The organism is Citrobacter sp. FDAARGOS_156, assembly GCF_001559235.2.
Taxonomy (GTDB): domain Bacteria; phylum Pseudomonadota; class Gammaproteobacteria; order Enterobacterales; family Enterobacteriaceae; genus Citrobacter; species Citrobacter youngae.
The window spans coordinates 610,632-636,869 of record NZ_CP014030.2 but is presented as its reverse complement, the minus strand read 5'-3'; the positions used below and the strand labels follow the sequence as shown (position 1 = coordinate 636,869).

The following is a 26,238-nucleotide window of genomic DNA, read 5'->3' as shown; positions in this document are numbered from 1 at the left end:
GTAAAGAATTAGGGCTTCCCATGGGAAGCCCTTTCTTTTTTTAGTTCGGCTGTATGTAGGGTACAGCTCGATGAATTCGTTAACCACGCAATAGTGACAGATTTGATAATCAATTCCTATTTGGTTCTAAAGGCAATGTTGCAGGTTGTGACGCACCGCTCAATACCTTAGTAAAATCGACGGTTATTGCGCTGATACTGTGGGACTTTTGGCGCTTTTATCGCCTTGATAACCCACACCACGGCAACGGCCAGTAACAGCCAGGGTAACAGTTTAATCATCAACGCAAACATCCCACCGAGGAACATTACTGCCGTCGCCACCATCAGCGCGGCGAGGATGCCCAACAGTGATATGCCAGTGACCATCAGCATGATAAAAAAACCAATCACAAAAAGTAGTTCCAGCATGACGCTCTCCCGAAATGAAATTCTCTCCATTGCATTACAAGAAACATGCCAAAAATAATGTATTGATTTATAAAGAAAACGCCCCGCGACAAAGCGCAGGGCGTGGTGAAATTAACTAACTTTTGGTGAAAACTTAACGCTTGTCTGCCACCAGTTTCAGCGCGTGTTCCAGAACGTTAATATCGGCCCCGGCTTTATGCGCATTTTCACTCAGATAACGACGCCATTGGCGTGCGCCGGGAATTCCCTGGAACAACCCCAGCATGTGGCGGGTCACATGCCCCAGATACGTACCTTTACTCAGCTCCCGCTCAATATAGGGATACATGGCACGCACCACGGCGACAGGGTCTGCATCCGGCGTGGTCGCAGCAAAAATTTCACGGTCGACCGACGCCAGAATCCCCGGGTTTTGATAGGCTTCCCGGCCCACCATTACGCCGTCCATATATTGCAGGTGCGTTTTTGCTTCTTCCAGTGATTTAATTCCGCCGTTAATCGACATCGTCAACTGCGGGAAATCACGCTTCAACTGATAAACACGGTCATAATCCAGCGGTGGGATTTCGCGGTTTTCTTTCGGGCTTAACCCCGACAGCCAGGCCTTGCGGGCGTGGATGATAAACATCTCACATTCGCCGTTACCCGAGACCGTGTTGATGAAGTCACACAGGAATTCGTAGCTGTCCTGGTCATCAATGCCGATACGGGTTTTCACCGTCACCGGAATCGACACCACATCGCGCATCGCCTTCACGCAATCGGCGACCAGTTGCGCATTCCCCATCAGGCAAGCGCCAAACATCCCGTTTTGTACGCGATCGGAAGGGCAGCCGACGTTGAGGTTAATCTCGTCATAACCTCGTGCTTCAGCCAGCTTTGCGCACTGCGCCAGTGCCGCCGGATCACTCCCGCCCAGTTGCAATGCGACCGGATGTTCTTCTTCGCTATACGCCAGGTAATCGCCTTTGCCATGAATAATTGCCCCGGTAGTCACCATCTCCGTATAGAGCAACGTCTGGCGGGACAGCAGGCGCAAAAAGTAGCGGCAGTGTCTGTCCGTCCAGTCGAGCATCGGCGCGATAGAAAAACGATGAGCGGGAAAAGCGGTAGACTGAGATTCAGGCAGCATGGCGAATATTCAAGCATCCGGTTAAAAAAGGGGCGCTACTATAGCATAGACCGTTGCGATAGTGAGCCACATCATCGTGGATAGCGCCCTTCGTTCGCGTGGATTGTCATTTCCGCCCAGGTTTTCCGTCGTGTGGACCAAAAAACTGTGGAGGATGATCAACCCAGCGATCTTCACGCGTGACTGCATAGACCGGATTGAGTGGATAGTAGATGCGGTTATGCTTCTTGTTCGCCTCACCGACGACCAGCAGCCGCACCTCGTCACTGGTGTTGTTGATAAAAGTGTGGCACACACCGGTTCCTGCCGGAAAACCAACGCTGTCGCCGGGTTCCAGCTTCCATAAATAACCATTTATCCAGGCTTCCGGGTACCCTTCCAGCACGTAGATGAACTCTTCTTCATCGCTTTCAGCGTGTGGATAAGAAGTACGCCGACCCGGCGGCAGACGTTCGTGATGGATGCCTAATCGCCCTAACCCCAACCTGCGGGCCAGCGGCGCGCCAATAGAAAAAAGCTCATCGCTGCCTGGATAGGTGGAGTCATCAGGCCCCTCAACTTCACGCCAGTGGCGAATACAATCGGGTCTTTTCATGTTAATTTTCCAGTGTTGCGATGCGTCAGGTATAGCACACAGCGGTGGATCTCGGCGTTTTAAGCAGAACATGATAAAGTAAGGGATTAACCTTCCACGCAAATCGAGGCGCCAAATGGACAAAACCACCACGCAGGAGTTATTGGCTCAAGCTGAAAAACTCTGTGCGCAACGTAACGTGCGGCTCACGCCACAACGCCTCGAAGTGCTGCGCCTGATGAGCCTGCAGGAAGGGGCAATCAGCGCTTACGATCTGCTTGATCTGTTAAGGGAAACCGAACCACAGGCTAAGCCGCCTACCGTCTATCGTGCGCTCGATTTTCTGCTTGAACAAGGTTTTGTGCACAAAGTGGAGTCAACCAACAGCTATGTGCTTTGCCATCTGTTCGATCAGCCAACCCACAGTTCCGCAATGTTCATCTGCGACCGCTGTGGCGTGGTAAAAGAAGAGTGTGCGGAAGGCGTGGAAGATATTATGCATACGCTGGCAGCTAAAATGGGATTTGCTCTGCGCCATAATGTGATTGAAGCCCACGGCCTGTGTCCGGCATGTGTGGAAGTTGAATCATGCCGCCATCCTGGCGAATGCCAGCATGACCATACCATTCAGGTGAAAAAGAAAGTCGGGCGGTAAATAAAAGAGCGTACGTCCTTGTACTCTCAGGAGGGAGGGGTTAATTACCAGCGGTAATCGTTGCGTTTTTCCCAATCTTTAACTTCTTTCTCCGCCTGATCTTTCGCGTACCCGTATCGTTCCTGGACTTTACCAACCAGCTGGTCGCGTTTACCTTCAATGACCGTCATATCATCATCGGTCAGTTTGCCCCATTGCTCTTTCACTTTACCTTTGAACTGTTTCCAGTTACCACTGACTTCGTCTTTATTCATCATCAAGTCCTCATCGTTAGGTTGTGAATAGCGAGAGTGCCGCGCCCGAATACATGCTGTTTTTGCTGGACGTGATAGTAAGTGTAGTCAGGGATTCTGGGTTTTATTTACTATTCGGAATTTTTAACCATAGGCATCAGGCAAACCAGGTGCCATTACGCCAGTGACGTCGCCAGATGAAGGCCAGTGAAAGCCCGCGCAGCGCGAGAAAAACGGTTAACGCCAGCCACAAGCCGTGGTTTCCCAGCAGCGGTAAAGTCAGGAGCGTTAAGGCGAATCCCACTGCGGCAACGGCCATACTGTTGCGCATTTCTGCGGCACGCGTTGCGCCAATAAACATGCCGTCCAGCAGATAACACCACACACCCACCAGCGGCAAAACCACCTGCCAGAAAAGATAGCGATCGGCCAGGTGTTGGATTTGCGGCAGCGAGGTCAGCAGCGCCACAATCTGCTCGCCGAACAGGGCATAAACCATCGAAAACAAGACGGCAACAATACCCGACTGCCGGCAGGCCGCCCGCCAGACATCCAGCAACTGGCTACCATCGCGTGCCCCATAGGCCTGGCCAGAGTGCGCTTCCACGGCATAGGCAAACCCGTCCAGCGCATAGGCAGTGAACGTCAGCAGGGTCATCAGAACGGCATTGACCGCAATGACATCGCTACCGAGGCGAGCCCCGAGTACCGTGATAGCACCAAAGCAGAGTTGCAACAGCAGCGAACGCAGCATGATGTCACGGTTGAGCGCCAGCAAACGGCGGAAGTTGCCACGCCACGCCTGCTTCAGCATTGCCAGCGAAACTCCGCGCAAATGCAGGACTTTGCGTACCATCATCAGACCGATAAGCAGCGTGGCATATTCGGCAATCACCGTCGCCAGTGCTGCACCCTGCACGTTCATATGCAGGCCCATCACCAGCCATAAATCGAGCGCAATGTTGAGAATATTGCCGACAATCAGCAGGATAACCGGCGCACGCGCATATTGTACGCCAAGCAACCAGCCGAGCAGCACCAGATTGGCCAGTGAGGCGGGCGCGCTTAGCCAGCGGATTTCCAGGAAACGCCGGGCTTGTTCCAGTACCGCTTCACTACCCCCGACAATATGCAGCGCTAAATCGATAATCGGCGTGCGAAACAGCGCGATAAGCAGCCCCGCTCCCAGCGCCAGTATCAGCGGTTGTACCAGCGCGCGCGCCAGCGCCTGAGGATTTTTCGCACCGAACGCCTGGGCCGTCAGGCCGGTGGTACTCATGCGTAAAAACAGCAGCAGCATAAAGAGAAAACTGGTCGCTGTTGCGCCGACAGCAACGCCACCCAGGTAGACCGGGCTATCCAAATGACCAATCACTGCGGTATCCACCAGCCCCAGCAGTGGAACAGTGATGTTGGAGAAAATCATCGGTAAGGCAAGGTGCCAGAGTGCTTTATCAGAGGAGGTAAAGAAAGGCATGGAAAAGAGCCTGAAAAGAAATTAACGCGTTTTTGTAGGCCCGATAAGCGTAGCATCATCGGGCAATTTGCCGGAGAGCAGCGTAAACGCCCTTTCCGGCCGACAGGAAATCAGCAGATCATTACAGCCATTCACCGTTACGAATTACGCCGACAGCCAACCCTTCAATGGTGAAGTTTTGCTCGCGCAGATCGACAACGATAGGTTTAAATTCACTGTTTTCCGGCAGAAGTTCAACCTTGTTGCCCTGCTTTTTCAGGCGCTTAACCGTGACTTCATCATCAATACGGGCAACAACAACCTGGCCGTTACGCACGTCCTGCGTTTTATGCACAGCCAGTAAATCGCCATCCATAATCCCGATATCTTTCATCGACATACCGCTGACGCGCAGCAGAAAGTCGGCGTTCGGTTTGAACAGTGATGGGTCAACCTGGTAATGGCCTTCGATGTGCTGCTGTGCCAGAAGTGGCTCACCGGCCGCGACACGACCAACAAGCGGTAAGCCTTCCTCTTCTTCCTGCAGCAGGCGAATACCACGCGATGCGCCAGAAACGATTTCCAGCACACCTTTACGCGCCAGTGCTTTCAGGTGTTCTTCAGCCGCGTTTGGGGAACGGAACCCCAAACGCTGCGCGATCTCCGCACGCGTCGGTGGCATACCTGTCTGGCTGATGTGATCTCTAATGAGATCAAACACCTCTTGCTGCCTGGCCGTTAACGCTTTCATTCCGCCCCCTGGGTGTATATACAGTTATGCTGTGAGTATATACAGCTAAAGGCGAATTTGGAACCGCAAACTGCACAAAAAACAGGAGATTTATGAAGTTGTGGAATCTTTATCGCAAATGCGACCACAACAGGATGCCCCAGGTGATCACAGCGACAAAAATAGAAAGCAATACCGCAGCCGATCCCATATCTTTCGCCCGACCAGAAAGCTCGTGATACTCAGAACCAATTCGGTCGACAACCGCCTCAATGGCGCTATTCAGAATTTCAACGATCATCACCAGCATCACCGAACCAATCAGCAGTACGCGGGTAATCGCGTCAACGTCCAGCCAGCAGGCAATTGCTACCCCCAACAGTACGGCAACGCTTTCCTGACGAAATGCCGCCTCATTGATCCATGCTGCGCGGAAACCTTGCCAGGAATAGCCTGCTGCTTTGATAATCCGAGTGAATCCAGTGGTATTATTGGCCATCAAAAGAACCTTTTTACATTATTAGCGTGAGTATTATTGCATCGTTACCCTGTTTGTTTCAGGGCATAAGCAAAGCTGCGCGAAGTATGACGGGATACCACAGAAATTCACTAAACTTTCTGATATCCTTGCAGCGCATTTGCATTATTAACCAGAGGCTTTACATCGTTTATGTCCGGCTGGCCACGAATTTACTACAAATTACTGAATTTACCATTAAGCATCCTGGTAAAAAGCAAGTCTATCCCGGCGGAACCCGCCCCGGAATTGGGACTCGATACCTCTCGTCCCATTATGTACGTCTTACCGTACAACTCAAAAGCTGACTTGCTGACGCTGCGTGCCCAATGCCTGGTGCACGACCTCCCTGATCCCCTGGAACCGCTGGAGATAGACGGGACTTTGCTGCCGCGCTACGTGTTTATACACGGCGGCCCGCGTGTATTCACCTATTACACGCCAAAAGAAGAGTCCATCAAGTTGTTCCATAACTATCTCGACTTACATCGCAGCAACCCCGATCTGGATGTTCAGATGGTGCCGGTGTCTGTGATGTTTGGCCGTGCTCCTGGGCGCGAGAAAGGCGAAGTCAATCCACCACTGCGCATGCTGAATGGCGTACAGAAATTCTTTGCTGTGTCCTGGCTGGGCCGCGACAGCTTTGTCCGCTTCTCACCTTCCGTCTCCCTGCGTCGCATGGCAGACGAACACGGCACAGATAAAACCATCGCGCAGAAACTGGCACGCGTGGCGCGTATGCACTTTGCCCGCCAGCGCTTAGCGGCGGTTGGCCCTCGCCTTCCTGCCCGCCAGGATCTGTTTAATAAACTGCTGGCCTCAAAAGCCATCGCACGCGCGGTGGAAGATGAAGCACGCAGCAAAAAAATCTCCCATGAAAAAGCGCAGCAAAACGCTATCGCATTGATGGAAGAGATTGCCGCCAACTTCTCCTACGAAATGATCCGCCTGACGGACCGTATTCTGGGCTTTACCTGGAACCGTCTGTATCAGGGGATTAACGTTCATAATGCGGAGCGCGTACGCCAACTGGCGCACGACGGACATGAAATCGTCTATGTGCCGTGCCACCGCAGCCATATGGACTACATGCTGCTGTCGTACGTTCTGTACCATCAGGGACTGGTTCCACCGCATATCGCGGCAGGGATCAACCTGAACTTCTGGCCGGCAGGTCCGATTTTCCGCCGTCTTGGCGCATTCTTTATTCGTCGTACGTTTAAAGGCAATAAGCTCTATTCCACCGTATTCCGCGAATACCTGGGCGAGTTGTTCAGCCGCGGCTATTCGGTTGAGTACTTTGTCGAAGGTGGGCGGTCGCGTACCGGCCGCCTGCTCGACCCGAAAACCGGCACCCTGTCGATGACCATTCAGGCGATGCTGCGCGGCGGTACGCGTCCGATTACCCTCGTACCGATCTACATCGGCTACGAGCACGTAATGGAAGTGGGCACCTACGCCAAAGAGCTGCGTGGCGCGACGAAAGAAAAAGAGAGCCTGCCGCAAATGCTGCGTGGCTTAAGCAAGCTGCGTAATCTGGGTCAGGGCTACGTTAACTTTGGCGAACCAATGCCGCTGATGACTTACCTCAACCAGCATGTGCCGGAGTGGCGTGAATCTATCGATCCTATCGAGTCTATCCGTCCGGCCTGGCTGACGCCGACGGTGAATAACATTGCTGCCGATCTGATGGTGCGCATTAACAACGCAGGCGCGGCCAACGCCATGAACCTGTGTTGTACCGCGCTGTTGGCTTCCCGCCAGCGCTCTTTGACCCGTGAACAGTTAACCGAGCAGCTCGACTGCTACCTGAGCCTGCTGCGCAACGTGCCGTACGCGACGGACTCAACCGTTCCCGCGCAGAGCGCCAGTGAACTGATCGACCACGCCTTGCAGATGAACAAGTTTGAGGTTGAGAAAGACACCATCGGTGACATCATCATTCTGCCGCGCGAGCAGGCGGTACTGATGACCTACTACCGCAACAACATTGCCCACATGCTGGTTCTGCCTTCGTTGATGGCCGCGATTGTGACTCAGCACCGCCGGATTTCACGCGCCGCATTGCAGCAGCATATTGAAGCGCTGTACCCGATGCTGAAAGCCGAGTTGTTCCTGCGTTGGGAGCGTGATGAGCTTGCCGGGGTAATTGACGAGCTGGCCAACGAAATGCAACGTCAGGGTCTGATAACCCTGCAGAACGATGAGCTGCATATCAACCCGGTTCATTCTCGCACGCTGCAGCTGTTGGCTGCGGGCGCGCGTGAAACGCTGCAGCGCTATGCCATTACCTTCTGGCTGCTGAGTGCGAACCCGTCCATCAACCGCAGTACCCTGGAGAAAGAGAGCCGCACCGTGGCACAACGTCTTTCCGTGCTGCACGGTATCAACGCGCCTGAGTTCTTCGATAAAGCCGTGTTCAGCTCCCTGGTGCTGACGCTGCGTGACGAGGGCTACATCAGCGATACCGGTGATGCCGAACCGGAAGAGACGATGAAGATCTATCAGATGCTGGCCGAGCTGGTCACGTCCGATGTGCGTCTGACCATCGAAAGCGCAACGCAGGGCGAGTAAGCATAAAAAAACCGGTCGAAATGACCGGTTTTTATTTTGCAGGCTAAGCCAAACTCAAAGGTGCCAGTAGCTCATCGCCAGCCCTAAGAACAGTACCAGCCCCACATAGTTATTGTTCATAAACGCTTTAAAGCAGGCATCCCGTTCACGATCGACAATCAGTTTCTGCTGATACACAAACAGCGCGCCCGCCACCAGCAGTGACCAGTAATAGCCCAGCCCCAACCCGTTTAACCACCCCACCATCGCCATCAGCGCCAGCACACCGACCTGCAGAATGCCAATAATCAGCTTGTCGTTCTGGCCGAACAGAATGGCGGTCGATTTAATGCCAATCTTCAGATCGTCATCGCGATCAACCATCGCATACTGCGTGTCATACGCCACCGCCCAGAGAATGTTGGCGAGGAACATCAGCCAGCAGCTCAGCGGTACGGACTCGCTCACGGCGGCGAACGCCATGGGAATAGACCAGCCAAACGCCGCCCCCAGCACCACCTGCGGCAGGTGCGTATAGCGTTTCATGAAGGGATAAACCCACGCCAGTGCTAACGCGGCAACGGACAACAAAATCGTCATCGTGTTAAGAGTCAGAACCAGCAGGAAGGCCAGCAGTACCAAGACCACGAACAGCGTTCGGGCCTCTTTCTCCGTGACTGCACCGCTCGGCAGCGGCCGGTTTGCGGTCCGTTTGACGTGACCGTCAAATTTCCTGTCGGCATAATCATTCACCACGCATCCGGCAGCGCGCATCAGCCACACACCGGCGACAAACACCGCCAGTATCCATAATTGCGGTACACCAGGGGTCGCTACCCACAGCGCCCACAGCGTCGGCCAGAGCAGCAGTAAGGCGCCAATTGGCTTATCCGTACGCATCAAGCGGTGAAACGCCAGCAGCTTACTCTGCGTCAGACTCCACTCCATCTTTATCTTCCTCTCAGTACAACGGCGATGCAGGCAAAAAAAGCTCGGTAAGCATCAGCGGCTTACCGCTCAGCCGCAGTCGGGAACGACGCCCCCACAGCGCTGCATCGCGGCCAATCTCAATAAAATCGCGGGTCAATGTCGATGATGTAAACAGATAGCGCCCGAGCGGGGTTTTCCCCAGATTTTGTAAAGCCAGTTCGGGGCCGCACAAGGTGGATTCAGGCACCACGGTCCGCCCGGCAAGCCATGGCTCACCATCCGCGCATAACAGGATTTCCCGCAACCAATAGCGGGATTCTGCCGGCAGCAGCGTCAACTCTTCAGCGACTTCATTTTGCCCAACGAATCCTTCTCGTATCAATGTTACGGTGACCTGTTTTCCCTGCTGCTCAAAACGTTTGGTCATCGAATCTTCCAGTAACAACCAGTCGAGCAATTGAGGGTCAAGCGACGGGATCGCATCAAAATAACGCAGAGCACGCAGTTGCGTTAACGCGGGGTGTGGCATGCCTTACTCTCCGATTCATAACCTGAAGGCATTGTATCGCAGAAAAGGCTTTGCGGGGTGAGCAAACACGATTAAGTGATCGGTAGGGCAACATAAGTGTAACAAGTAGCATCGAAGGATAAAAAAAGGTGCGCCAGGAGACGCACCAGTTGTTGCAAAATCAACAATGTGGGGAGATGGTTACCCCTTGCCTTTTACACTGCTGATAAAGGTGGAACGGGCAGATTTGGATCCCAGACGTTCAGCTTCATCAAGCAGCTTCAGCGCTTTATCAACATCACCTTTCGCCACGGCATCCTTAATCGCCTGGTTAAAATAGTTCTCAGTGTCATTCAGCATCGGCTCGCTTTTCTTCACCGGTTGCGGTGCCGGTGCGGCTACCGCGGCAGCCGGGGCTGCATAGGCCACCGCAGGTGCAGCGGTATTACCCACCGTCACCGGACCCGGGCCAGAGGAGCCAAACAGCGGCCCAACCAGCACGCTGGAGGTGCTGTTAGTTTTCACCTGCAGTTTCACCAGACCATCGGTAGTATGGCGGGCAATCGGGTCCGGAATATCCGGAACAGCATTGCCCACGCCCTTGGCATACGCTTTCGCCGGGTCAAGCAGCGTGGTGGTCTGTTGGAGATCTTTATCAGTAGTAAAGACCAGAACATAAAGCTTCTGCTGTCCCAGCGCTGGCGTCAGACGCATCACCCCTTCCAGGCGATCCGCACTCATCACACCCGGTGCCTGGTAGGTAAAGTAGCTGCTGGGGAAGAACGCAGATGGCGTCATGTTCTGATCAAGAATTAAAACGTTTGGCGCAAATACGCTGGTTTGTTGGTTAACTTCACTGCTCAGCGTCAGGGTCAGTTCACCAATATTGGCCGGTACGCTATAGGCGGCAACCGGGCCGCTAATACCGGCAATGTCCAGACGCTGTCCCGCTGTCGCCAACGGGGTTGACTGGGTTTTCGATTGGTCGACGGGCGTCCAGGCCAGTTGTTGCAACGCAGCCGTCGGAATCGACGGTGCAGCTGCGGTGTCCTGCGGAACGATATTCACATCGGCCAGGCTGATTCCAGGAACGCTGGCAAATAACCCTGCCGATAAACAAAGGGCAACGAGACTTTTCTTCATTTTCATTGTTATCACCTCAGATAGCATGGGTTCAGCGGTGGCCAGGCAATAGCGCGCTAAACCGTAAGTAAGAGGGGCTTACGCCCCTCTTTAGGTCATTACGTCAGGTTAATGCTGGATTACCACCAGATTTCCATCTGGGCACCGAAGGACCACTCGTCGCTATCGCCACGGCTGGTTGTGCTGATACCGGAGTTGGTTGCAGCAGCATATTTAGAGACCTTATCTCCGTTTTTCACGTAGCCCCATTCTTCATCCCATTTGGCATAGGTTGCAAAGACGCGGATTGCCGGACGAGACCAGATGCTGTCGCCTGCCTGCCACTGTTGCGCCAGGGTGATTTTGTATTGGCTGTTGCGATCGCCAGTCTGTTGAGATTTGACGTTGTCGTAGCCGACTTCCATCAGGGTGCTCATGATTGGCGTCCATTTGTACATCGGACGAATACCCACGGTGTACCATTCAGTACCCAGGTCGTTATCCATGTCGATATTCTGATACATACCGACGTACATCAGGTCCCACTTATCGCCCAGAGAGATAGCACCGTGGTCAAGTACGCGCACCAGGCTACCGTTGTTATTGATGTTGTTGTTTACATGATGGATAACGGGATCATTTGGTGTTGCCTGGGTATCGAAGGTTGAACCGTAAGTACCCTGCGAGCCACCTTTACCCTGCGTGGTCATCGCGTCAGTTGCATACTGAACCACAAACTTGTTATAGCCCTTCAGCATGCTCTGAGTATGTTCTGCAGTGAACATCCAGCCATCTTTAGAAGCGCTATCCGCGTAGCTATAACCGTCAGTTTTATTCGCACGACCGTAGTCAACACCCAGTTCCAGCATGCCGTCCGGGTTAATGGCCATCTGCGCTAAACGCATGTCGAATACGTCGTTCGCGGTATCTTTGGATGTGTCGTAGATATTCTGGCTACTGAAGGTGTAAGAACCCCCCGCTTCCTGAGAACGGGTTGCGGCCAGAGACAGCTTACCAAAGCCCAGATCGATGTTTTCAATACCGGCACCAGGACCTGAAATATCCCAGTAGTAGAAGTCGATCATATGGACATCATGACGCTGATAGAAACGTTTACCGGCCCAGATGGTGGAACCCGGCAGCCATTCAATCAGGTTTTTACCCTGCACGTTGGCTTCGCGGAAAGCAGGATCGGTCGCTTCCCAGTCATTCTGCTGTGCAACAGAGTAGGCAACGTTAGTGTCGAAGTAGAAGCTCTTATCGCCTTCTTTCCACACTTCCTGGCCCAGCTTAATTTCGGCATAGGTTTCACATTCGTTACCGAGACGGTATTTACTTTGGGCACCGGTTGCCTGGAAACATTGTTGTTCGCCGCCACTACCTGTCCAGCCGATACCGGAACGAGCATAACCATGGAAATCGACAGCCATTGCCTGAACAGACATAATGCCTGCTGCCACAGCAACCGCCAGAGGAAGTTTGCGCAGAGTAATCATCGTTCTATCTCCTGAGATCATTGCTTTTCTTTAAACGCTTCACCTTGACGGTTTTGCGCTTTTTTTTAATGGGATACCTTAAACGCCCGGCTCTTGATGCAACCGACGACATGCAGTGCCATCCTCACGGAACAGATGGCAACGCTCTGGCGGCAGGCCGATAGCGAATGTGGCACCCTCTTCTACCAACACCACGTCGTTCTGGCGGTAAACCAGGTTCTGACGGATGGCGGGGATCTGGATATGGATTTGTGTTTCGTGACCAAGCTGCTCGACTACCTGTACTTCACCTTCGAGGGTGACATCAGCAATATCGCTGGGCAGCAGATGTTCCGGGCGGATACCCAAAGACATATTGGCGCCGACCTGCACCGCACGGCTTTCCACTGGTAGCCATATTTGCTGGCGGTTAGGCAGCTCAACCTGAACCTGATCGATCGCCGTTGCCGTCACTTTCACCGGCAGGAAGTTCATCTTCGGCGAGCCAATAAACCCGGCAACAAAGCGGTCAGCCGGGTAGTGGTACAGCTCCAGGGGTTTACCTACCTGCGCGACGCGGCCGGCATCCAGCACCACAATTTTGTCGGCCAGGGTCATCGCTTCGACCTGATCGTGGGTGACGTAAATCATCGTGCGGCCAAGACGCTTATGCAGGCGGGAGATTTCAATGCGCATCTGGACGCGCAGTGCGGCATCGAGGTTTGACAGCGGTTCGTCCAACAGAAAGACTCGCGGCTCTGCAACCAACGTACGGCCAATCGCCACACGCTGACGTTGTCCACCAGAGAGCGCTTTGGGTTTGCGCTCCAGCAGATGGGCCAGTTGCAGCACTTCTGCGACCTGATTAACACGCTGGTTCATCACCTCTTTTTTGGCGCCTGCCAGCTTGAGGCCGAACGACATGTTTTCGGCGACGGACAAATGGGGATACAGCGCATAGGACTGGAAGACCATCCCCACGCCACGTTCGGCGGGTGGAATGTCATTCATCCGGGTCTCCCCGATAAACAAATCACCACTGGTGATGGTTTCAAGTCCGGCGATCATACGCAGCAAGGTTGACTTACCACAGCCTGACGGTCCGACAAACACCACGAATTCCCCTTCGTGAATGTCGAGATTGATATCTTTCGATACCACCACGTCACCCCAGGCTTTCGTTACATTTCGCAGCTGTACGCTCGCCATGCCCTTCTCCCTTCGTTACAACCTGTCATCGACAGCAACATTCATTGATGGATTGACTATGCGTTATCCCTTAACGGCGTGAATCCTCCACCCCCCAGCTTTTTTATGGGGGAGGAGGCGGGAGGATGAGAGAGCAGCGTCTGAGACCCGGGCTGTACGCCGTGGAGGAATTTCGTGATGTCGCTTGCAAAAATCAGTGGGTTTTTATGTGCGCCAGTACGCATTACTCACATTTATGTAACACAGATCACATAAAGAATGGGTGGGGCGTAGGGGTAAGGAGGATGGAAAGAGGTTGTCGTATAAAGAAACTAGTCACCGTTAAGCCACCTCTGCAAAATCACCAAACAGGATGGGAACTATGAAAATCAAAACTGGCGCACGCATCCTCGCATTGTCCGCATTGACGACGATGATGTTCTCCGCCTCGGCTCTCGCCAAGATTGAAGAAGGTAAGCTGGTTATCTGGATTAACGGCGATAAAGGCTACAACGGCCTCGCTGAAGTAGGCAAAAAATTCGAGAAAGACACGGGTATCAAAGTCACCATTGAGCACCCGGACAAACTAGAAGAAAAATTCCCGCAGGTTGCCGCGACCGGTGATGGCCCGGACATCATCTTCTGGGCACATGACCGCTTTGGCGGCTACGCGCAGTCTGGCCTGCTGGCTGAAATCACCCCGGATAAAGCGTTCCAGGACAAACTCTACCCGTTCACCTGGGATGCCGTACGCTATAACGGCAAGCTGATTGCTTACCCAATCGCGGTTGAAGCGCTGTCGCTGATTTACAACAAAGACCTCGTGCCAAATCCACCGAAAACCTGGGAAGAAATTCCTGCGCTGGACAAAGAGCTGAAGGCGAAAGGTAAATCTGCGCTGATGTTCAACCTGCAAGAACCGTACTTCACCTGGCCGCTGATTGCTGCCGACGGCGGTTACGCGTTCAAGTTTGAAAACGGCAAATATGACGTGAAAGACGTGGGCGTGGACAACGCTGGCGCGAAAGCGGGTCTGACCTTCCTGGTTGACCTTATCAAGAACAAACACATGAACGCGGATACCGACTACTCCATCGCAGAAGCGGCCTTCAACAAGGGCGAAACGGCGATGACCATCAACGGTCCGTGGGCGTGGTCGAACATCGACAAGAGCAAAATTAACTACGGCGTAACGCTGCTGCCAACCTTCAAAGGCAAAGCGTCTAAACCGTTCGTTGGGGTACTGAGCGCCGGTATTAACGCCGCCAGCCCGAACAAAGAACTGGCGAAAGAGTTCCTCGAAAACTACCTGCTGACCGATCAGGGTCTGGATGAAGTGAACAAGGACAAACCGCTGGGTGCCGTGGCGCTGAAATCCTTCCAGGATCAATTAGCAAAAGATCCACGCATCGCTGCCACCATGGATAACGCCCAGAAAGGCGAAATCATGCCGAACATCCCGCAGATGTCCGCATTCTGGTATGCCGTTCGTACCGCAGTGATCAACGCAGCCAGCGGCCGTCAGACCGTCGATGCCGCGCTGAAAGATGCACAAGGTCGTATCACCAAGTAATACGGTTTCCCTTATTTCTTAGGGAATCAGGTTTATTGAATACGTTGTTACGCGAAATCATTCGCGCTACATCGAGGCGGCAAGGAGGCAAATCCCCAGGAGCTTACATAAGTAAGTGACTGGGGTGCGCTTCCGCAGCCAACAAAGAGGTAGTGCGAAGGATAAAGCGTAAAGAGGAAGATCCCCATGGATGTCATTAAAAAGAAACACTGGTGGCAAAGCGACCGGCTTAAATGGTCAGTGATAGGTCTGCTTGGGCTGCTGGTCGGTTACCTTGTTGTTTTGATGTACGCTCAGGGGGAGTACCTGTTTGCCATCATGACGCTGATTTTAAGCTCTGCTGGCTTGTATATTTTCGCTAACCGTAAAACCTATGCCTGGCGTTATGTTTATCCTGGCGTCGCTGGTATGGGGCTGTTTGTTCTGTTTCCATTGGTTTGCACCATCGCAATTGCCTTTACCAACTACAGCAGCACCAACCAGCTGACCTTTGAACGTGCTCAGGAAGTCCTGATGGATCGTTCTTATCAAGCAGGTAAAACCTACAACTTCGGTCTGTATCCGGCGGGTACGGAGTGGCAACTGGCGCTCACCGACGGTGAAACCGGCAAAAATTATGTTTCCGATGCCTTCAAATTTGGCGGCGAACAGAAACTGCAACTAAAAGAAACGGATGCCTTACCAGCGGGCGAACGTGGGACGCTGCGCATCATCACCCAGAATCGCCAGGCGCTAAACCAATTGACAGCTATCCTGCCGGATGAAAGCAAAGTGATCATGAGTTCACTGCGTCAGTTTTCCGGCACGCAACCGCTCTATACCCTCGCTGACGACGGCACGCTCACCAATAACCAGAGCGGCGTAAAATACCGTCCGAACAGCGACATTGGTTATTATCAGGCGATTAACGCTGACGGTAGCTGGGGTAGCGAAAAACTCAGTCCAGGCTATACCGTTGCCATCGGCTGGGACAACTTCACCCGCGTGTTTACCGACGAAGGCATCCAGAAACCATTCTTCGCCATCTTTGTCTGGACGGTGGTCTTCTCCGTTCTGACAGTGATCCTCACCGTTGCTGTGGGGATGGTGCTGGCCTGTCTCGTACAGTGGGAGTCTCTCAAAGGCAAAGCGATTTACCGTGTCCTGCTGATTCTTCCGTATGCCGTACCGTCGTTTATCTCGATTCTGATTTTCAAGGGCTTATTCAACCAGAGCTTTGGTGAAATCAACATGATGCTGAGCGCACTGTTTGGTATCAAACCAGCCTGGTTCAGCGACCCAACCACCGCGCGTTCGATGATTATTATCGTCAACACCTGGCTCGGTTATCCATACATGATGATCCTGTGCATGGGTCTGCTGAAAGCAATTCCTGACGATCTGTATGAAGCCTCGGCGATGGATGGCGCAGGCCCGTTCCAGAACTTCTTTAAGATAACGCTACCGCTGCTGATTAAGCCGCTGACACCGCTGATGATCGCCAGCTTCGCCTTTAACTTTAACAACTTCGTGCTGATTCAGCTGTTGACCAACGGTGGCCCGGACCGACTCGGCACCACCACGCCAGCCGGCTATACCGACCTGCTCGTGAGCTACACCTACCGTATCGCCTTCGAAGGCGGCGGCGGACAGGACTTCGGTCTGGCAGCGGCGATTGCCACGCTGATCTTCCTGCTGGTGGGTGCGCTGGCGATTGTTAACCTGAAAGCCACACGAATGAAATTCGACTAAGGAGGGCACGGAATATGGCTATGGTCCAACCCAAATCTCAGAAGCTACGTTTATTGACCACGCACCTTCTGCTACTGATTTTCATCGCGGCGATCATGTTCCCGCTGCTGATGGTCATTGCTATTTCGCTGCGCGAAGGTAACTTCGCCACCGGTAGCCTGATCCCGGAAAACATCTCCTGGGAACACTGGAAACTGGCGCTGGGCTTTAGCGTTGAGCACGCAGATGGCCGTGTGACGCCGCCGCCGTTCCCGGTACTGCTGTGGCTGTGGAACTCAGTGAAGGTGGCCACCATTACCGCGATTGGTATCGTGACGCTTTCCACCACCTGTGCTTACGCCTTTGCCCGTATGCGTTTCCCGGGTAAAGCAACCCTGCTGAAAGGGATGCTGATTTTCCAGATGTTCCCGGCGGTACTGTCTCTGGTCGCGTTGTATGCCTTGTTTGACCGCCTGGGCCAGTACATTCCGTTTATCGGCCTGAACACGCACGGCGGCGTGATCTTCGCCTATCTTGGCGGTATTGCACTGCATGTATGGACGATTAAGGGCTATTTCGAAACCATCGACGGTTCGCTGGAAGAAGCGGCCGCGCTGGATGGCGCAACGCCGTGGCAGGCATTCCGCCTGGTGCTGCTACCGCTTTCCGTTCCGATTCTGGCGGTGGTATTTATTCTGTCGTTCATTGCCGCTATTACCGAAGTCCCGGTCGCGTCACTGCTGCTGCGTGATGTGAACAGCTATACCCTCGCGGTAGGTATGCAGCAGTACCTCAATCCACAGAACTATTTGTGGGGCGACTTTGCCGCCGCAGCTGTACTTTCCGCCATTCCGATCACGCTGGTATTCCTGCTGGCGCAGCGCTGGCTGGTCAACGGCCTGACCGCGGGTGGTGTGAAAGGTTAAGTTTCATCAAAGTAGTTGTGTTACCCCGCCCGGCAACGGGCAATGCCACTGCAACCCTCAACTTATGTTATCCCAACCTGTGACTGTTATTCGGCGCTCTACGGAGCGCCCTTTTTTTATGTTATTTTGCATTACCGTTATGATTATTTCCTTTCGTGCTCTCCATCACTGCAATTCTATTTTTCGTCTGGAAATAAACTAATTAAACGGAATTAAGATCACAGAAAAGACAAAACGTAATTGCAATGTAAAAAATGATAATTGTCTTCCCTGCCTGTTAAATTCACCATCACAGCACTGATCAAAAGAGCTGTACCCTCTAAGGCAGGTCTGAATGAACACTCAATATAATTCCAGTTATATTTTTTCGATTACATTAGTCGCAACTTTAGGAGGACTATTATTCGGTTACGACACTGCGGTCATATCCGGAACGGTAGAATCCTTAAATACCGTATTTGTCGCTCCACAACACTTAAGTGAATCCGCCGCCAACTCATTGTTGGGTTTTTGCGTCGCCAGTGCGTTGATTGGCTGCATCATCGGTGGTGCGCTGGGCGGGTATTGTAGTAACCGCTTTGGTCGCCGGGATTCGCTGAAAATCGCTGCGCTGTTATTTTTTATTTCCGGCATCGGATCCGCATGGCCAGAATTAGGTTTTACCACCATTAACCCCGATAATGCTGTGCCTGTTTATTTAGCAGGATACGTCCCCGAATTCGTTATTTATCGCATCATCGGTGGTATTGGCGTAGGTTTAGCCTCAATGCTCTCACCTATGTATATTGCTGAGCTGGCTCCGGCACATATTCGTGGGAAACTGGTTTCCTTTAACCAATTCGCGATTATTTTTGGCCAGTTACTGGTGTATTGCGTTAACTATTTTATTGCCCGTTCAGGAGACGCCAACTGGCTGAATACCGATGGCTGGCGATATATGTTTGCCTCCGAAAGTATCCCCGCCCTGCTGTTTTTACTGCTGCTGTATACCGTACCAGAAAGCCCACGTTGGCTGATGGCGCGCGGCAGACACGAACAAGCAGAAGGTATTCTGCGCAAAATTATGGGCAGCACCCTCGCCACTCAGGCCATGCAGGAGATTAATCAGTCACTCGAGCATGGGCGCAAAACCGGTGGTCGCCTGTTGATGTTTGGTGCAGGCGTGATCGTTATCGGCGTGATGTTATCCATCTTCCAGCAGTTTGTCGGTATTAACGTCGTGCTGTACTACGCACCGGAAGTCTTCAAAACGCTTGGGGCCAGCACCGATGTGGCGTTATTGCAGACCATTATTGTCGGCGTAATCAACCTGAGCTTCACCGTGCTGGCTATCATGACTGTGGACAAATTTGGTCGCAAACCGCTGCAGATCATTGGCGCACTCGGCATGGCAATTGGGATGTTCAGCCTCGGCACTGCATTTTATACGCAGGCTTCCGGCCTGGTGGCGCTGCTGTCGATGCTATTTTATGTCGCGGCATTCGCCATGTCCTGGGGACCGGTTTGTTGGGTGTTGCTGGCTGAAATCTTCCCGAATGCGATTCGAGGTAAAGCGCTCGCCATTGCAGTTGCGGCCCAGTGGCTGGCGAACTACTTCGTCTCCTGGACCTTCCCAATGATGGACAAAAATTCGTGGCTGGTTTCCCATTTCCACAACGGTTTCTCCTACTGGATCTACGGTTGTATGGGCATCCTGGCGGCGCTGTTCATGTGGAAGTTCGTGCCGGAAACCAAAGGCAAAACACTGGAAGAACTTGAAGAACTGTGGGAACCCGCCGCAGAGAAAACCCAGCCCGTCTCTGCACAATAAGCCTGACATACAACACGCCGCCCCAACGGCGTGTTGTTTTTTTACTCTCGCTTCAACCGCTTCGAGTTGCACAGCCACAGGGTGATCACCAGCAGCAGGATCGCCGCGGAATAGGTAAGCACATCCATAGGTGCTTTATGATCGACAATGATCAACCGCACAATCGCGGTGATCCCGATATAGATAAAATAGCGCAGCGGAAAGTGAAACCCTGACTGAAAGTACTTCACAATCAGTGCGATAAATTCAAAATACAGAAAGTAAACCACCAGTCCTTCCACCAGCTCATATTTGCTGGTTTGTTCCGGCGCGAACAGCACATCTGCCAGATGCAGCGTTTCTTTCCCGAGGAATACGACCAGGATCAGGCCCAGACTCAGCAGCCCCAGATTCAGCACGGTCTGCAAGATGGTGGAGATAAACTCCACGCGGGGACGAGATAGCGACGTCATAACAGCACCTCTTACTCAGTGGCGAGGTTCCTGTATAACGCAAAAATGTGACAGAGATCTATATTTTTTGTTTATATTTTGTTCGCATGACGGTTCTTGCCGGATGCCCGGTAAGCGTAGCGCCACCGGGCGATCAACATTCACATCACCGGAAATTCTCACTCCTGTCACTGGTCATATCGTACAGACCAAACTTACGCCCAAGCTGCTGACCGCCATCACGCGTTAACGGTGTCCAGCCTATCGCCGCGCGACTGCGGGTTGGGCCTGACGAGAACAGATCCAGCGGCACTGAAACGTACACCCCTTTAGTAAAATCACCCTCGCCGTACTCATCCGGTGAGGCATTAGTGATAGTCGCATAACCACCCACCACGACACCGCTGTCGAAGCGTTTGGCTACCTCCAACGTTCCGCCCTTATCCCCGGCCAGATACTGACCCACGCTGGCTTTCACCAGCACATCCTGAGCGAAAGAAGGATTCCAGTACGCGGTCAAATGCCCGGTCTTCACGCTGTAGTCGGTGAATTTCATCATGTCCTGTGCGCTACGCCAGTCACGCTGTTTCACGTAGTTGGCGTCAATGCCAAAGGCCCAGTTGCTGTCCAATGGACGGTACAATACTTCCGCGCCCGCCCCGCCATACATGGTCTCCAGATAGCCGCCGTAAACCTGTCCGTAAAACCCGTTCCCGAGTGACTGGAAGTAATTGGCCTGCAGGTTATTCACGTAGACGTCGTTCTGTACATACTCACGCACATGGGTACGCACGCGCGGTAAATGCGAATCCTGCGGCGGGTTGGTGTAGTTAAACTTGTCATAGTTATTGGCGAGGTTGGCGAACAAACTCCCGGTGGTCAGCAGATGATCGGTCACCCACCAATCTGCCGTGCCCATCACGCCCAACTGATACATATAGAAATTTTCCGGGCCGCCTACCGACTGGTTAAGCACCGGATCGATGTGGAAATCGAAGCGCGACTTATCGATATACCAGCCCTGCTCGGTCGTTTTCGGCACTACGGGCTCAACGCGTTTTTGCGCCAGTTGAGTCTCATGGCCCAACGGCTCGCCTTCCAGATGGCGCTTCAGGCTGGAAACATCCGTTTCGGTCGTCACCTGCGGCAAGTTAAGGCGATTTTCCGTAATACGGATCGTGCGGATCCCGTCGGGAAGATCGTTCATCACGATCCGGTTGGCACGCTCGATCCCCTCGCGCGAGTCACGGTATTTCACCTGTTCGCCTGTTACATACAGCGTATCGCCCTGCACCTGGATTTTAGGATCCGCCAGCCCGGCATTGTATTTCAGCAGCGTTAGCTGATTCGCCACCACCGAATGTTGCAGGATGGCATCCTGCGGCTGTGGCTGATATTTCGGGCGGGCGTTGTCGTTATAGCGTGGTCGCAGATCGTTAAAGTTCGTGCGCAGCGTGACCCCAAACATAAAGGTATTGCCGCGCTCATAGCTGAGGTTAACGTCGGCCCAATCGGTGACGCGATAAATAGCGCCGACGTTAAACTTGCTCTTCTGATCCAGCTTGCCCGCAAAATCCTGCTGATAATTATTTCCCTCGTACTCCAGCTTCAGGCGCAGCGGCTGCCAGGGAGTCTGATACTCTACGCCGCCAAACAGCGATGCCGGGCCGTGGAACATCTGGCTGCCGTCAATGGAACCCGCCTGCTTGTAGCTGTTATCGCGATGACAGAATTTATCGCTGTATGAACAAAACGGATTGCTGACGTTGCCGCTGGTCCCGAGGTATCCCCAGCCGAGACCGAGTGAGAAATCAAACGGTCCCCAGGCTTTGTTCGCCACAATATACTCCGCATCGAACAGGCCCGTTCCGCCTATATCGCGCGCGCCAACTGCCACCTGCGGCATCCAGTAGCTCTCTTCCCACAACCGCAGCTTCAGGTCGAACGCCTTATCCTTGTATGTCTGATCGCCTGAAAACGACTCCACGCTGCTGTATTTTTTGGTGCGCACATCGGTATAGCGCAGGGTCGTTTCCAGCCACGGGAACAGTTGCACCGACGCGGAGTAGTAGCGGTACTGATCGTTATCGCGGTAGTTAAGGCTCATTTCGCCCTCACGCGCCATGCGTGCGGTTGGGGTTTGCAGCAGCCCCACGCCGCCAAAATCAGACTGGGAAGGACCAATCGGCGCAGGATACGTTTCACCGTGACAGGCCGCGCTGATCCCCAGCGCCAACAGGCTGAGCAGATAAGTTTTTCTCATTATTCGGGTATCCGCTGGGTCAGGGTGCGAAGAATGTCGGCATTGATTTCATCCGGGGTGCTGCTCCAGACAGAGTCCGACAGCCCGACAAAAATGATGCTGCCGGGCATCGGCTCAATGTGACGTTTGTTCCAGTAGGCGACCGGCACTTTTTGTGTGCGTCCGTTGGGATAGACAACCCAGGCGTAGCTACGATCCGCGCCGCTGAGCCGATGCTGCCCATCGAGATAGCTGGCAACATCACGTCCGGGTATAAACGGCTGTTTACCCGGGTGGCTTAGCAAACCCAACAGCGTGATATCCGTGGGCTGCGGCCCAACCCACAGCGTGTAATTGCCCTGCAGCGGCGGGTTGCCTCGCTCGCTGACGCGTACAACATCCGGGTCGAGATTAATCGTCTGTCTGCCGGTCACCTTCAGCGCCTGAATTTGCTGGCGTAACGCGTTGATAGCCGCGGCATCATCACCGCTTTCTCCAGCACTCAACGTCGCCAGACGATCCAGTAATGCCTGCTGCTGACGTTGCGCCTCAGCCGTTGCCCGCTCTTCGCCAATCACCGCGCCTGGCCACCAGCTATTCGCCAGCTTCGGTTGACCCACCAGATCGACCAAATGCTCCGCGCCGGTCAGCGTTTTTGCTTCGGTGCTGCCTGTCGTGATCACTTTTACACTGCCCGCAGCAAAAACAGATGCCGCGCACAGGCTGAAGGAAAGCGCGGTAATCATTCGTTTCATCATGATTTTGCCGCCTTAATCAGCGTAGTTTTCACCGGGAAGAAACTTGCGCCAAGATACTGTTCTGACTGGCGAATCATGCCGTCACTGTCTACCCAGTAGCGGTTATGCCAGCGCGTTTGATCGGTGGTGACGTCTTCATCGAGGATGCGTACCGGCGTTTCATCGCTACCGACCTTGATGGTGTCAGCGCCATCCCATGTGAAGACCGAGCGGGCGGTGGCATAGCGTACCTGCTGATGCTCGGTCCAGCCCATCGTGCGAGACCACGTTGCGCCATCGACTATCTGATTGGGCTTACTGAGCGGGTCGGCAGCCAGATTATTCACCTCGATGAGGTTGTCTCCGTCGAGCTGTGTTTTCACCAGTCGCCCATGTTGCGTCACGAGAATGGCCCGATCCTGAGTCACCCATTTCTGCTGTCCGTTTTCTGCGAACGCGAGTACCACAAACAGCTGGGGACCGCCGTTGAGCTGCATATACTGGCTGGCGTAAGGCATATTTTGGATTTCATCATCCGTCATCTTTACGCCGGGAGTCCCAAATACGCTATCCCACAGCGAATGCCCCAAACCTTCGGTGGTGGCTGAGCACGCCTGTAGTAACAGACAAACCATTATGAGCGCGGGTCGCTTCACGACGTTTCTCCAGAGAGGCAAAATAACCACACCGAAGTGTGGTTAGAATTAAACGTACCGGTATTACTGGGTACTGGTGGTTGTCGTGGTGGTGGTTCCGGTATTAGAACCATCGCCGCCACCGGTTGCCGCCAGGGCAACCCCCACCGCGGAACTTACGGTGCTCACGCTGGTCGCGGAGGAACTTCCCGCCGAAACCGACGCGGCAGCCGACCCTGCAGCCTCACCCACCTGAACGGGGGCGGCATAGACAGACGTCGCCGCAAGCGCAGATATAGCCCAAAGGCCATACACAACTTTTTTCATCACAAATTCCCTTCATTGCATGAATGGAGATTTACCCAAAAGAATTTCGGGCGAGATCGAGTATACACAAGCCAAAGTGTTCAAATTACGCCACAGGGGAATTTAGGATAATTAGATAGCGAGAGAGAAAACGATTAACAATAAATAATAAAAACAATTAAATTCAAATAGTTAAAATATAATAGTAAAAACACAATATCCGGTAAATCTTAAAACATCAGAAACAGGAGAACGTTGAACATATTATTTTAGGATTAAGCTCAATTAAATTTTTAGGTAATAAGGTGGAGAAGTGGAATTATCTTATAAAAAAAGCTGATAATAATATCAGCTTCTATCACAGGTAATCTGCAAATTCATTCGAATTGCAGCAAGGCGGCAAGATCGTTAATCCCCGGGAGCATAGATAGCTATGTGACCGGGGTTAACGAACGCAGCCAACACCGCTGCGGTTCGAAGGAAGAAGCAGATTAGCGCCAGGACTTATAACGGTTAATCAACCCATTAGTAGAAACATCATGGGAAGAAACAGTTTTATCATCGTTCAGCTCTGGCAGAATGCGGTTCGCCAGCTGTTTGCCCAGCTCAACGCCCCACTGGTCAAAGGTGAAGATGTTCAGGATCGCGCCCTGAGTGAAGATTTTGTGCTCGTACAGCGCAATCAACGCACCCAGGCTGAACGGCGTGATTTCGCGCAGCAGGATGGAGTTCGTTGGACGGTTACCTTCGAACACTTTGAACGGCACAACGTGCTCAAGCGTAGCCGGATCTTTACCCTGGTCGCGATATTCCTGCTCAACCACTTCACGAGATTTACCAAAAGCCAGCGCTTCGGTTTGCGCGAAGAAGTTAGACAGCAGTTTCGGATGGTGATCCGACAGCGGGTTGTGGGTGATTGCCGGCGCGATGAAATCGCACGGCACCATTTTTGTGCCCTGGTGGATCAGCTGGTAGAACGCATGCTGGCCGTTAGTACCCGGCTCACCCCAGATGATCGGGCCAGTCTGGTAATCCACCGCATTGCCGTTACGGTCAACGTATTTACCGTTGGATTCCATGTTGCCTTGCTGGAAGTAGGCCGCGAAACGGTGCATATACTGGTCATACGGCAGAATCGCTTCGGTTTCGGCACCGAAGAAGTTGTTGTACCAGATACCGATCAGCGCCAGCAGCACCGGCAGGTTTTTCTCAGCCGGGGTGGTGGAGAAGTGTTTGTCCATCGCATGCGCGCCGGAGAGCAGCTCAACAAAGTTGTCGAAGCCTACGGACAGGATGATGGACAGACCAATGGCAGACCACAGGGAGTAACGACCGCCAACCCAGTCCCAGAACTCGAACATATTGGCAGTATCAATACCGAACTCGCCAACCGCTTTACCGTTAGTGGAGAGCGCTGCGAAGTGTTTGGCTACGTGCTTGTTGTCGCCAGCGGTCGCCAGGAACCAGTCGCGCGCGCTGTGGGCGTTGGTCATGGTTTCCTGGGTGGTGAAGGTTTTGGAAGCGACCAGGAACAGCGTGGTTTCCGGGTTCACTTTTTTCAGCACTTCGGCGATGTGCGTACCATCGACGTTCGACACAAAGTGCATATTCAGGTGATTTTTATACGGACGCAGCGCTTCGGTCACCATGAACGGGCCGAGGTCAGAGCCGCCGATACCAATGTTCACGACATCAGTGATGGCTTTGCCGGTATAGCCTTTCCAGCTTCCGGAGATAATCGCTTCAGAGAAAGATTTCATCTTCTCCAGTACCGCATTCACTTCCGGCATCACATCTTTGCCGTCAACGATGATTGGCGTATTGCTACGGTTACGCAGCGCCACGTGCAGCACGGCACGGTCTTCAGTACGGTTGATTTTCTCACCGGAGAACATGGACTTGATGGCACCCGCCAAATCGGTTTCTTTCGCCAGATCCTGCAGTTTAGCCAGCGTCTCTTCAGTGATGCGGTTTTTGGAGAAATCCACCAGCATCAGATCGTCAAACGTCGCGGAAAACTTCGTGAAACGATCGCTATCTTTCGCGAACAGATCCGCGATAGTAACGTCTTTCATTTCTTCAAAGTGTTTTTGTAGTGCCTGCCAGGCTGAGGTCTGCGTTGGATTGATGTTTTTCATTAGCAATACTCTTCTGATTTTGAGAATTGTGACTGAGATCGATTGTAACGCCAGTCACAGAAAAGTGTGATTGTTTTAATGCCATTGCCAGGGCATCCGCCAAACGTGGCTAAAAAGTATAGCGGTTATCAGCGTTGTTATTAGTACCGTTACTCAACGCAGTTGCAGCATGAAAAATCCGCATAATCCCAGCGTTGACAGTGCAAGCTACACATTTTATTTATAAATACGGTATTTGCATTTGCGC

Annotated in this window: 24 protein-coding genes; 6 read left to right on the top strand and 18 right to left on the bottom strand. The window is 53.0% G+C overall.

Translation table 11 applies throughout. The annotated features are described in order from the left end of the window. Window positions 1-167: 167 nt before the first annotated feature. The 3 genes from pspG to AL515_RS03080 form a co-directional block, all read right to left on the bottom strand. Window positions 168-410: an envelope stress response protein PspG gene (gene pspG, locus AL515_RS03090; protein ID WP_048213926.1), complete on the bottom strand. Its 243-nt coding sequence runs from the start codon at window positions 408-410 to the stop codon at window positions 168-170. A gap of 133 nt (window positions 411-543) precedes the next feature. Then, window positions 544-1,542, bottom strand: a complete 999-nt coding sequence (gene dusA / locus AL515_RS03085; protein WP_048213927.1) for a tRNA dihydrouridine(20/20a) synthase DusA — start codon at window positions 1,540-1,542, stop codon at window positions 544-546. A 106-nt stretch (window positions 1,543-1,648) separates the two neighbouring features. Next, window positions 1,649-2,137: a cupin domain-containing protein gene (locus tag AL515_RS03080; protein ID WP_048213928.1), complete on the bottom strand. Its 489-nt coding sequence runs from the start codon at window positions 2,135-2,137 to the stop codon at window positions 1,649-1,651. Between the two features lie 115 nt (window positions 2,138-2,252). Here AL515_RS03080 and zur point away from each other — a divergent pair, with 115 nt between their 5' ends. Then, on the top strand, window positions 2,253-2,771 hold the full coding sequence (gene zur, locus AL515_RS03075; protein ID WP_003031709.1) for a zinc uptake transcriptional repressor Zur: 519 nt from the start codon (window positions 2,253-2,255) through the stop codon (window positions 2,769-2,771). A gap of 44 nt (window positions 2,772-2,815) precedes the next feature. Here zur and AL515_RS03070 read toward each other — a convergent pair whose 3' ends face one another. The 4 genes from AL515_RS03070 to AL515_RS03055 form a co-directional block, all read right to left on the bottom strand. Next, complete coding sequence (locus AL515_RS03070; RefSeq protein ID WP_005132658.1) at window positions 2,816-3,025, bottom strand: CsbD family protein; 210 nt, start codon at window positions 3,023-3,025, stop codon at window positions 2,816-2,818. Between the two features lie 136 nt (window positions 3,026-3,161). Beyond that, complete coding sequence (gene dinF / locus AL515_RS03065) at window positions 3,162-4,481, bottom strand: MATE family efflux transporter DinF (protein WP_048213930.1); 1,320 nt, start codon at window positions 4,479-4,481, stop codon at window positions 3,162-3,164. Between the two features lie 121 nt (window positions 4,482-4,602). Beyond that, window positions 4,603-5,211 carry a transcriptional repressor LexA gene (gene lexA, locus AL515_RS03060; RefSeq protein WP_003826596.1) on the bottom strand — a complete coding sequence of 203 codons (609 nt, stop codon included), beginning with the start codon at window positions 5,209-5,211 and terminating at the stop codon, window positions 4,603-4,605. Between the two features lie 109 nt (window positions 5,212-5,320). After that, window positions 5,321-5,689, bottom strand: a complete 369-nt coding sequence (locus tag AL515_RS03055) for a diacylglycerol kinase (protein WP_048213931.1) — start codon at window positions 5,687-5,689, stop codon at window positions 5,321-5,323. 171 nt (window positions 5,690-5,860) lie between these two features. On the opposite strand from AL515_RS03055, the gene plsB reads away from it, so the two are divergent. Continuing rightward, window positions 5,861-8,281 carry a glycerol-3-phosphate 1-O-acyltransferase PlsB gene (plsB, locus tag AL515_RS03050; RefSeq protein ID WP_048213932.1) on the top strand — a complete coding sequence of 807 codons (2,421 nt, stop codon included), beginning with the start codon at window positions 5,861-5,863 and terminating at the stop codon, window positions 8,279-8,281. 54 nt (window positions 8,282-8,335) lie between these two features. Here the strand turns inward: plsB and ubiA are convergent, their stop codons facing one another. From ubiA to malK, 5 genes are all read right to left on the bottom strand, one after another. Beyond that, window positions 8,336-9,208 carry a 4-hydroxybenzoate octaprenyltransferase gene (gene ubiA, locus AL515_RS03045; protein ID WP_048213933.1) on the bottom strand — a complete coding sequence of 291 codons (873 nt, stop codon included), beginning with the start codon at window positions 9,206-9,208 and terminating at the stop codon, window positions 8,336-8,338. A gap of 13 nt (window positions 9,209-9,221) precedes the next feature. Further along, window positions 9,222-9,719 (bottom strand): chorismate lyase, encoded by a 498-nt coding sequence (gene ubiC / locus AL515_RS03040; RefSeq protein WP_048213934.1) that lies wholly within the window; start codon window positions 9,717-9,719, stop codon window positions 9,222-9,224. Window positions 9,720-9,899: 180 nt separating this feature from the next. Then, window positions 9,900-10,847: a maltose operon protein MalM gene (gene malM / locus AL515_RS03030; protein ID WP_061067019.1), complete on the bottom strand. Its 948-nt coding sequence runs from the start codon at window positions 10,845-10,847 to the stop codon at window positions 9,900-9,902. A gap of 113 nt (window positions 10,848-10,960) precedes the next feature. Then, window positions 10,961-12,316 (bottom strand): maltoporin, encoded by a 1,356-nt coding sequence (locus AL515_RS03025; protein WP_048213936.1) that lies wholly within the window; start codon window positions 12,314-12,316, stop codon window positions 10,961-10,963. A gap of 78 nt (window positions 12,317-12,394) precedes the next feature. After that, window positions 12,395-13,504, bottom strand: a complete 1,110-nt coding sequence (gene malK, locus AL515_RS03020; RefSeq protein ID WP_005132674.1) for a maltose/maltodextrin ABC transporter ATP-binding protein MalK — start codon at window positions 13,502-13,504, stop codon at window positions 12,395-12,397. A 361-nt stretch (window positions 13,505-13,865) separates the two neighbouring features. Here malK and malE point away from each other — a divergent pair, with 361 nt between their 5' ends. From malE to xylE, 4 genes are all read left to right on the top strand, one after another. After that, complete coding sequence (gene malE, locus AL515_RS03015; protein ID WP_061067017.1) at window positions 13,866-15,056, top strand: maltose/maltodextrin ABC transporter substrate-binding protein MalE; 1,191 nt, start codon at window positions 13,866-13,868, stop codon at window positions 15,054-15,056. A gap of 186 nt (window positions 15,057-15,242) precedes the next feature. Then, entirely contained in the window at window positions 15,243-16,787 is a 1,545-nt protein-coding gene (malF, locus tag AL515_RS03010; RefSeq protein ID WP_061067016.1) for a maltose ABC transporter permease MalF, read from the top strand. A 14-nt stretch (window positions 16,788-16,801) separates the two neighbouring features. Then, window positions 16,802-17,692 carry a maltose ABC transporter permease MalG gene (gene malG, locus AL515_RS03005; protein ID WP_016155340.1) on the top strand — a complete coding sequence of 297 codons (891 nt, stop codon included), beginning with the start codon at window positions 16,802-16,804 and terminating at the stop codon, window positions 17,690-17,692. 334 nt (window positions 17,693-18,026) lie between these two features. Beyond that, window positions 18,027-19,502, top strand: a complete 1,476-nt coding sequence (gene xylE / locus AL515_RS03000) for a D-xylose transporter XylE (protein WP_061067015.1) — start codon at window positions 18,027-18,029, stop codon at window positions 19,500-19,502. A gap of 41 nt (window positions 19,503-19,543) precedes the next feature. Here xylE and psiE read toward each other — a convergent pair whose 3' ends face one another. From psiE to pgi, 6 genes are all read right to left on the bottom strand, one after another. Then, window positions 19,544-19,954 carry a phosphate-starvation-inducible protein PsiE gene (gene psiE, locus AL515_RS02995; RefSeq protein ID WP_048213940.1) on the bottom strand — a complete coding sequence of 137 codons (411 nt, stop codon included), beginning with the start codon at window positions 19,952-19,954 and terminating at the stop codon, window positions 19,544-19,546. A 145-nt stretch (window positions 19,955-20,099) separates the two neighbouring features. After that, window positions 20,100-22,196 (bottom strand): YjbH domain-containing protein, encoded by a 2,097-nt coding sequence (locus tag AL515_RS02990; protein WP_061067014.1) that lies wholly within the window; start codon window positions 22,194-22,196, stop codon window positions 20,100-20,102. Then, window positions 22,196-22,933, bottom strand: a complete 738-nt coding sequence (locus tag AL515_RS02985) for a capsule biosynthesis GfcC family protein (RefSeq protein ID WP_061067013.1) — start codon at window positions 22,931-22,933, stop codon at window positions 22,196-22,198. Before AL515_RS02985 ends, AL515_RS02990 begins: the two co-directional genes overlap by 1 nt. Next, window positions 22,930-23,568 (bottom strand): YjbF family lipoprotein, encoded by a 639-nt coding sequence (locus tag AL515_RS02980; RefSeq protein WP_061067012.1) that lies wholly within the window; start codon window positions 23,566-23,568, stop codon window positions 22,930-22,932. The genes AL515_RS02985 and AL515_RS02980 overlap by 4 nt, the downstream gene beginning before the upstream one ends. 63 nt (window positions 23,569-23,631) lie before the next feature. After that, window positions 23,632-23,874: an exopolysaccharide production protein YjbE gene (gene yjbE, locus AL515_RS02975; RefSeq protein WP_040229828.1), complete on the bottom strand. Its 243-nt coding sequence runs from the start codon at window positions 23,872-23,874 to the stop codon at window positions 23,632-23,634. Window positions 23,875-24,344: 470 nt separating this feature from the next. After that, on the bottom strand, window positions 24,345-25,991 hold the full coding sequence (pgi, locus tag AL515_RS02970) for a glucose-6-phosphate isomerase (RefSeq protein WP_061067011.1): 1,647 nt from the start codon (window positions 25,989-25,991) through the stop codon (window positions 24,345-24,347). Between the last annotated feature and the right edge of the window lie 247 nt (window positions 25,992-26,238).

What these genes read in the sequence shown, in the direction of transcription:
- psiE (WP_048213940.1), bottom strand. Translation starts at nt 19,954, where the DNA reads ATGACGTCGCTATCTCGTCCCCGCGTGGAGTTTATCTCCACCATCTTG.
- malM (WP_061067019.1), bottom strand. Translation starts at nt 10,847, where the DNA reads ATGAAAATGAAGAAAAGTCTCGTTGCCCTTTGTTTATCGGCAGGGTTA.
- pgi (WP_061067011.1), bottom strand. Translation starts at nt 25,991, where the DNA reads ATGAAAAACATCAATCCAACGCAGACCTCAGCCTGGCAGGCACTACAA.
- AL515_RS03080 (WP_048213928.1), bottom strand. Translation starts at nt 2,137, where the DNA reads ATGAAAAGACCCGATTGTATTCGCCACTGGCGTGAAGTTGAGGGGCCT.
- lexA (WP_003826596.1), bottom strand. Translation starts at nt 5,211, where the DNA reads ATGAAAGCGTTAACGGCCAGGCAGCAAGAGGTGTTTGATCTCATTAGA.
- ubiC (WP_048213934.1), bottom strand. Translation starts at nt 9,719, where the DNA reads ATGCCACACCCCGCGTTAACGCAACTGCGTGCTCTGCGTTATTTTGAT.
- AL515_RS02985 (WP_061067013.1), bottom strand. Translation starts at nt 22,933, where the DNA reads ATGATGAAACGAATGATTACCGCGCTTTCCTTCAGCCTGTGCGCGGCA.
- malK (WP_005132674.1), bottom strand. Translation starts at nt 13,504, where the DNA reads ATGGCGAGCGTACAGCTGCGAAATGTAACGAAAGCCTGGGGTGACGTG.
- malE (WP_061067017.1), top strand. Translation starts at nt 13,866, where the DNA reads ATGAAAATCAAAACTGGCGCACGCATCCTCGCATTGTCCGCATTGACG.
- pspG (WP_048213926.1), bottom strand. Translation starts at nt 410, where the DNA reads ATGCTGGAACTACTTTTTGTGATTGGTTTTTTTATCATGCTGATGGTC.
- plsB (WP_048213932.1), top strand. Translation starts at nt 5,861, where the DNA reads ATGTCCGGCTGGCCACGAATTTACTACAAATTACTGAATTTACCATTA.
- AL515_RS03070 (WP_005132658.1), bottom strand. Translation starts at nt 3,025, where the DNA reads ATGAATAAAGACGAAGTCAGTGGTAACTGGAAACAGTTCAAAGGTAAA.
- ubiA (WP_048213933.1), bottom strand. Translation starts at nt 9,208, where the DNA reads ATGGAGTGGAGTCTGACGCAGAGTAAGCTGCTGGCGTTTCACCGCTTG.
- malF (WP_061067016.1), top strand. Translation starts at nt 15,243, where the DNA reads ATGGATGTCATTAAAAAGAAACACTGGTGGCAAAGCGACCGGCTTAAA.
- AL515_RS03025 (WP_048213936.1), bottom strand. Translation starts at nt 12,316, where the DNA reads ATGATTACTCTGCGCAAACTTCCTCTGGCGGTTGCTGTGGCAGCAGGC.
- malG (WP_016155340.1), top strand. Translation starts at nt 16,802, where the DNA reads ATGGCTATGGTCCAACCCAAATCTCAGAAGCTACGTTTATTGACCACG.
- dinF (WP_048213930.1), bottom strand. Translation starts at nt 4,481, where the DNA reads ATGCCTTTCTTTACCTCCTCTGATAAAGCACTCTGGCACCTTGCCTTA.
- AL515_RS03055 (WP_048213931.1), bottom strand. Translation starts at nt 5,689, where the DNA reads ATGGCCAATAATACCACTGGATTCACTCGGATTATCAAAGCAGCAGGC.
- yjbE (WP_040229828.1), bottom strand. Translation starts at nt 23,874, where the DNA reads ATGAAAAAAGTTGTGTATGGCCTTTGGGCTATATCTGCGCTTGCGGCG.
- dusA (WP_048213927.1), bottom strand. Translation starts at nt 1,542, where the DNA reads ATGCTGCCTGAATCTCAGTCTACCGCTTTTCCCGCTCATCGTTTTTCT.
- xylE (WP_061067015.1), top strand. Translation starts at nt 18,027, where the DNA reads ATGAACACTCAATATAATTCCAGTTATATTTTTTCGATTACATTAGTC.
- AL515_RS02990 (WP_061067014.1), bottom strand. Translation starts at nt 22,196, where the DNA reads ATGAGAAAAACTTATCTGCTCAGCCTGTTGGCGCTGGGGATCAGCGCG.
- zur (WP_003031709.1), top strand. Translation starts at nt 2,253, where the DNA reads ATGGACAAAACCACCACGCAGGAGTTATTGGCTCAAGCTGAAAAACTC.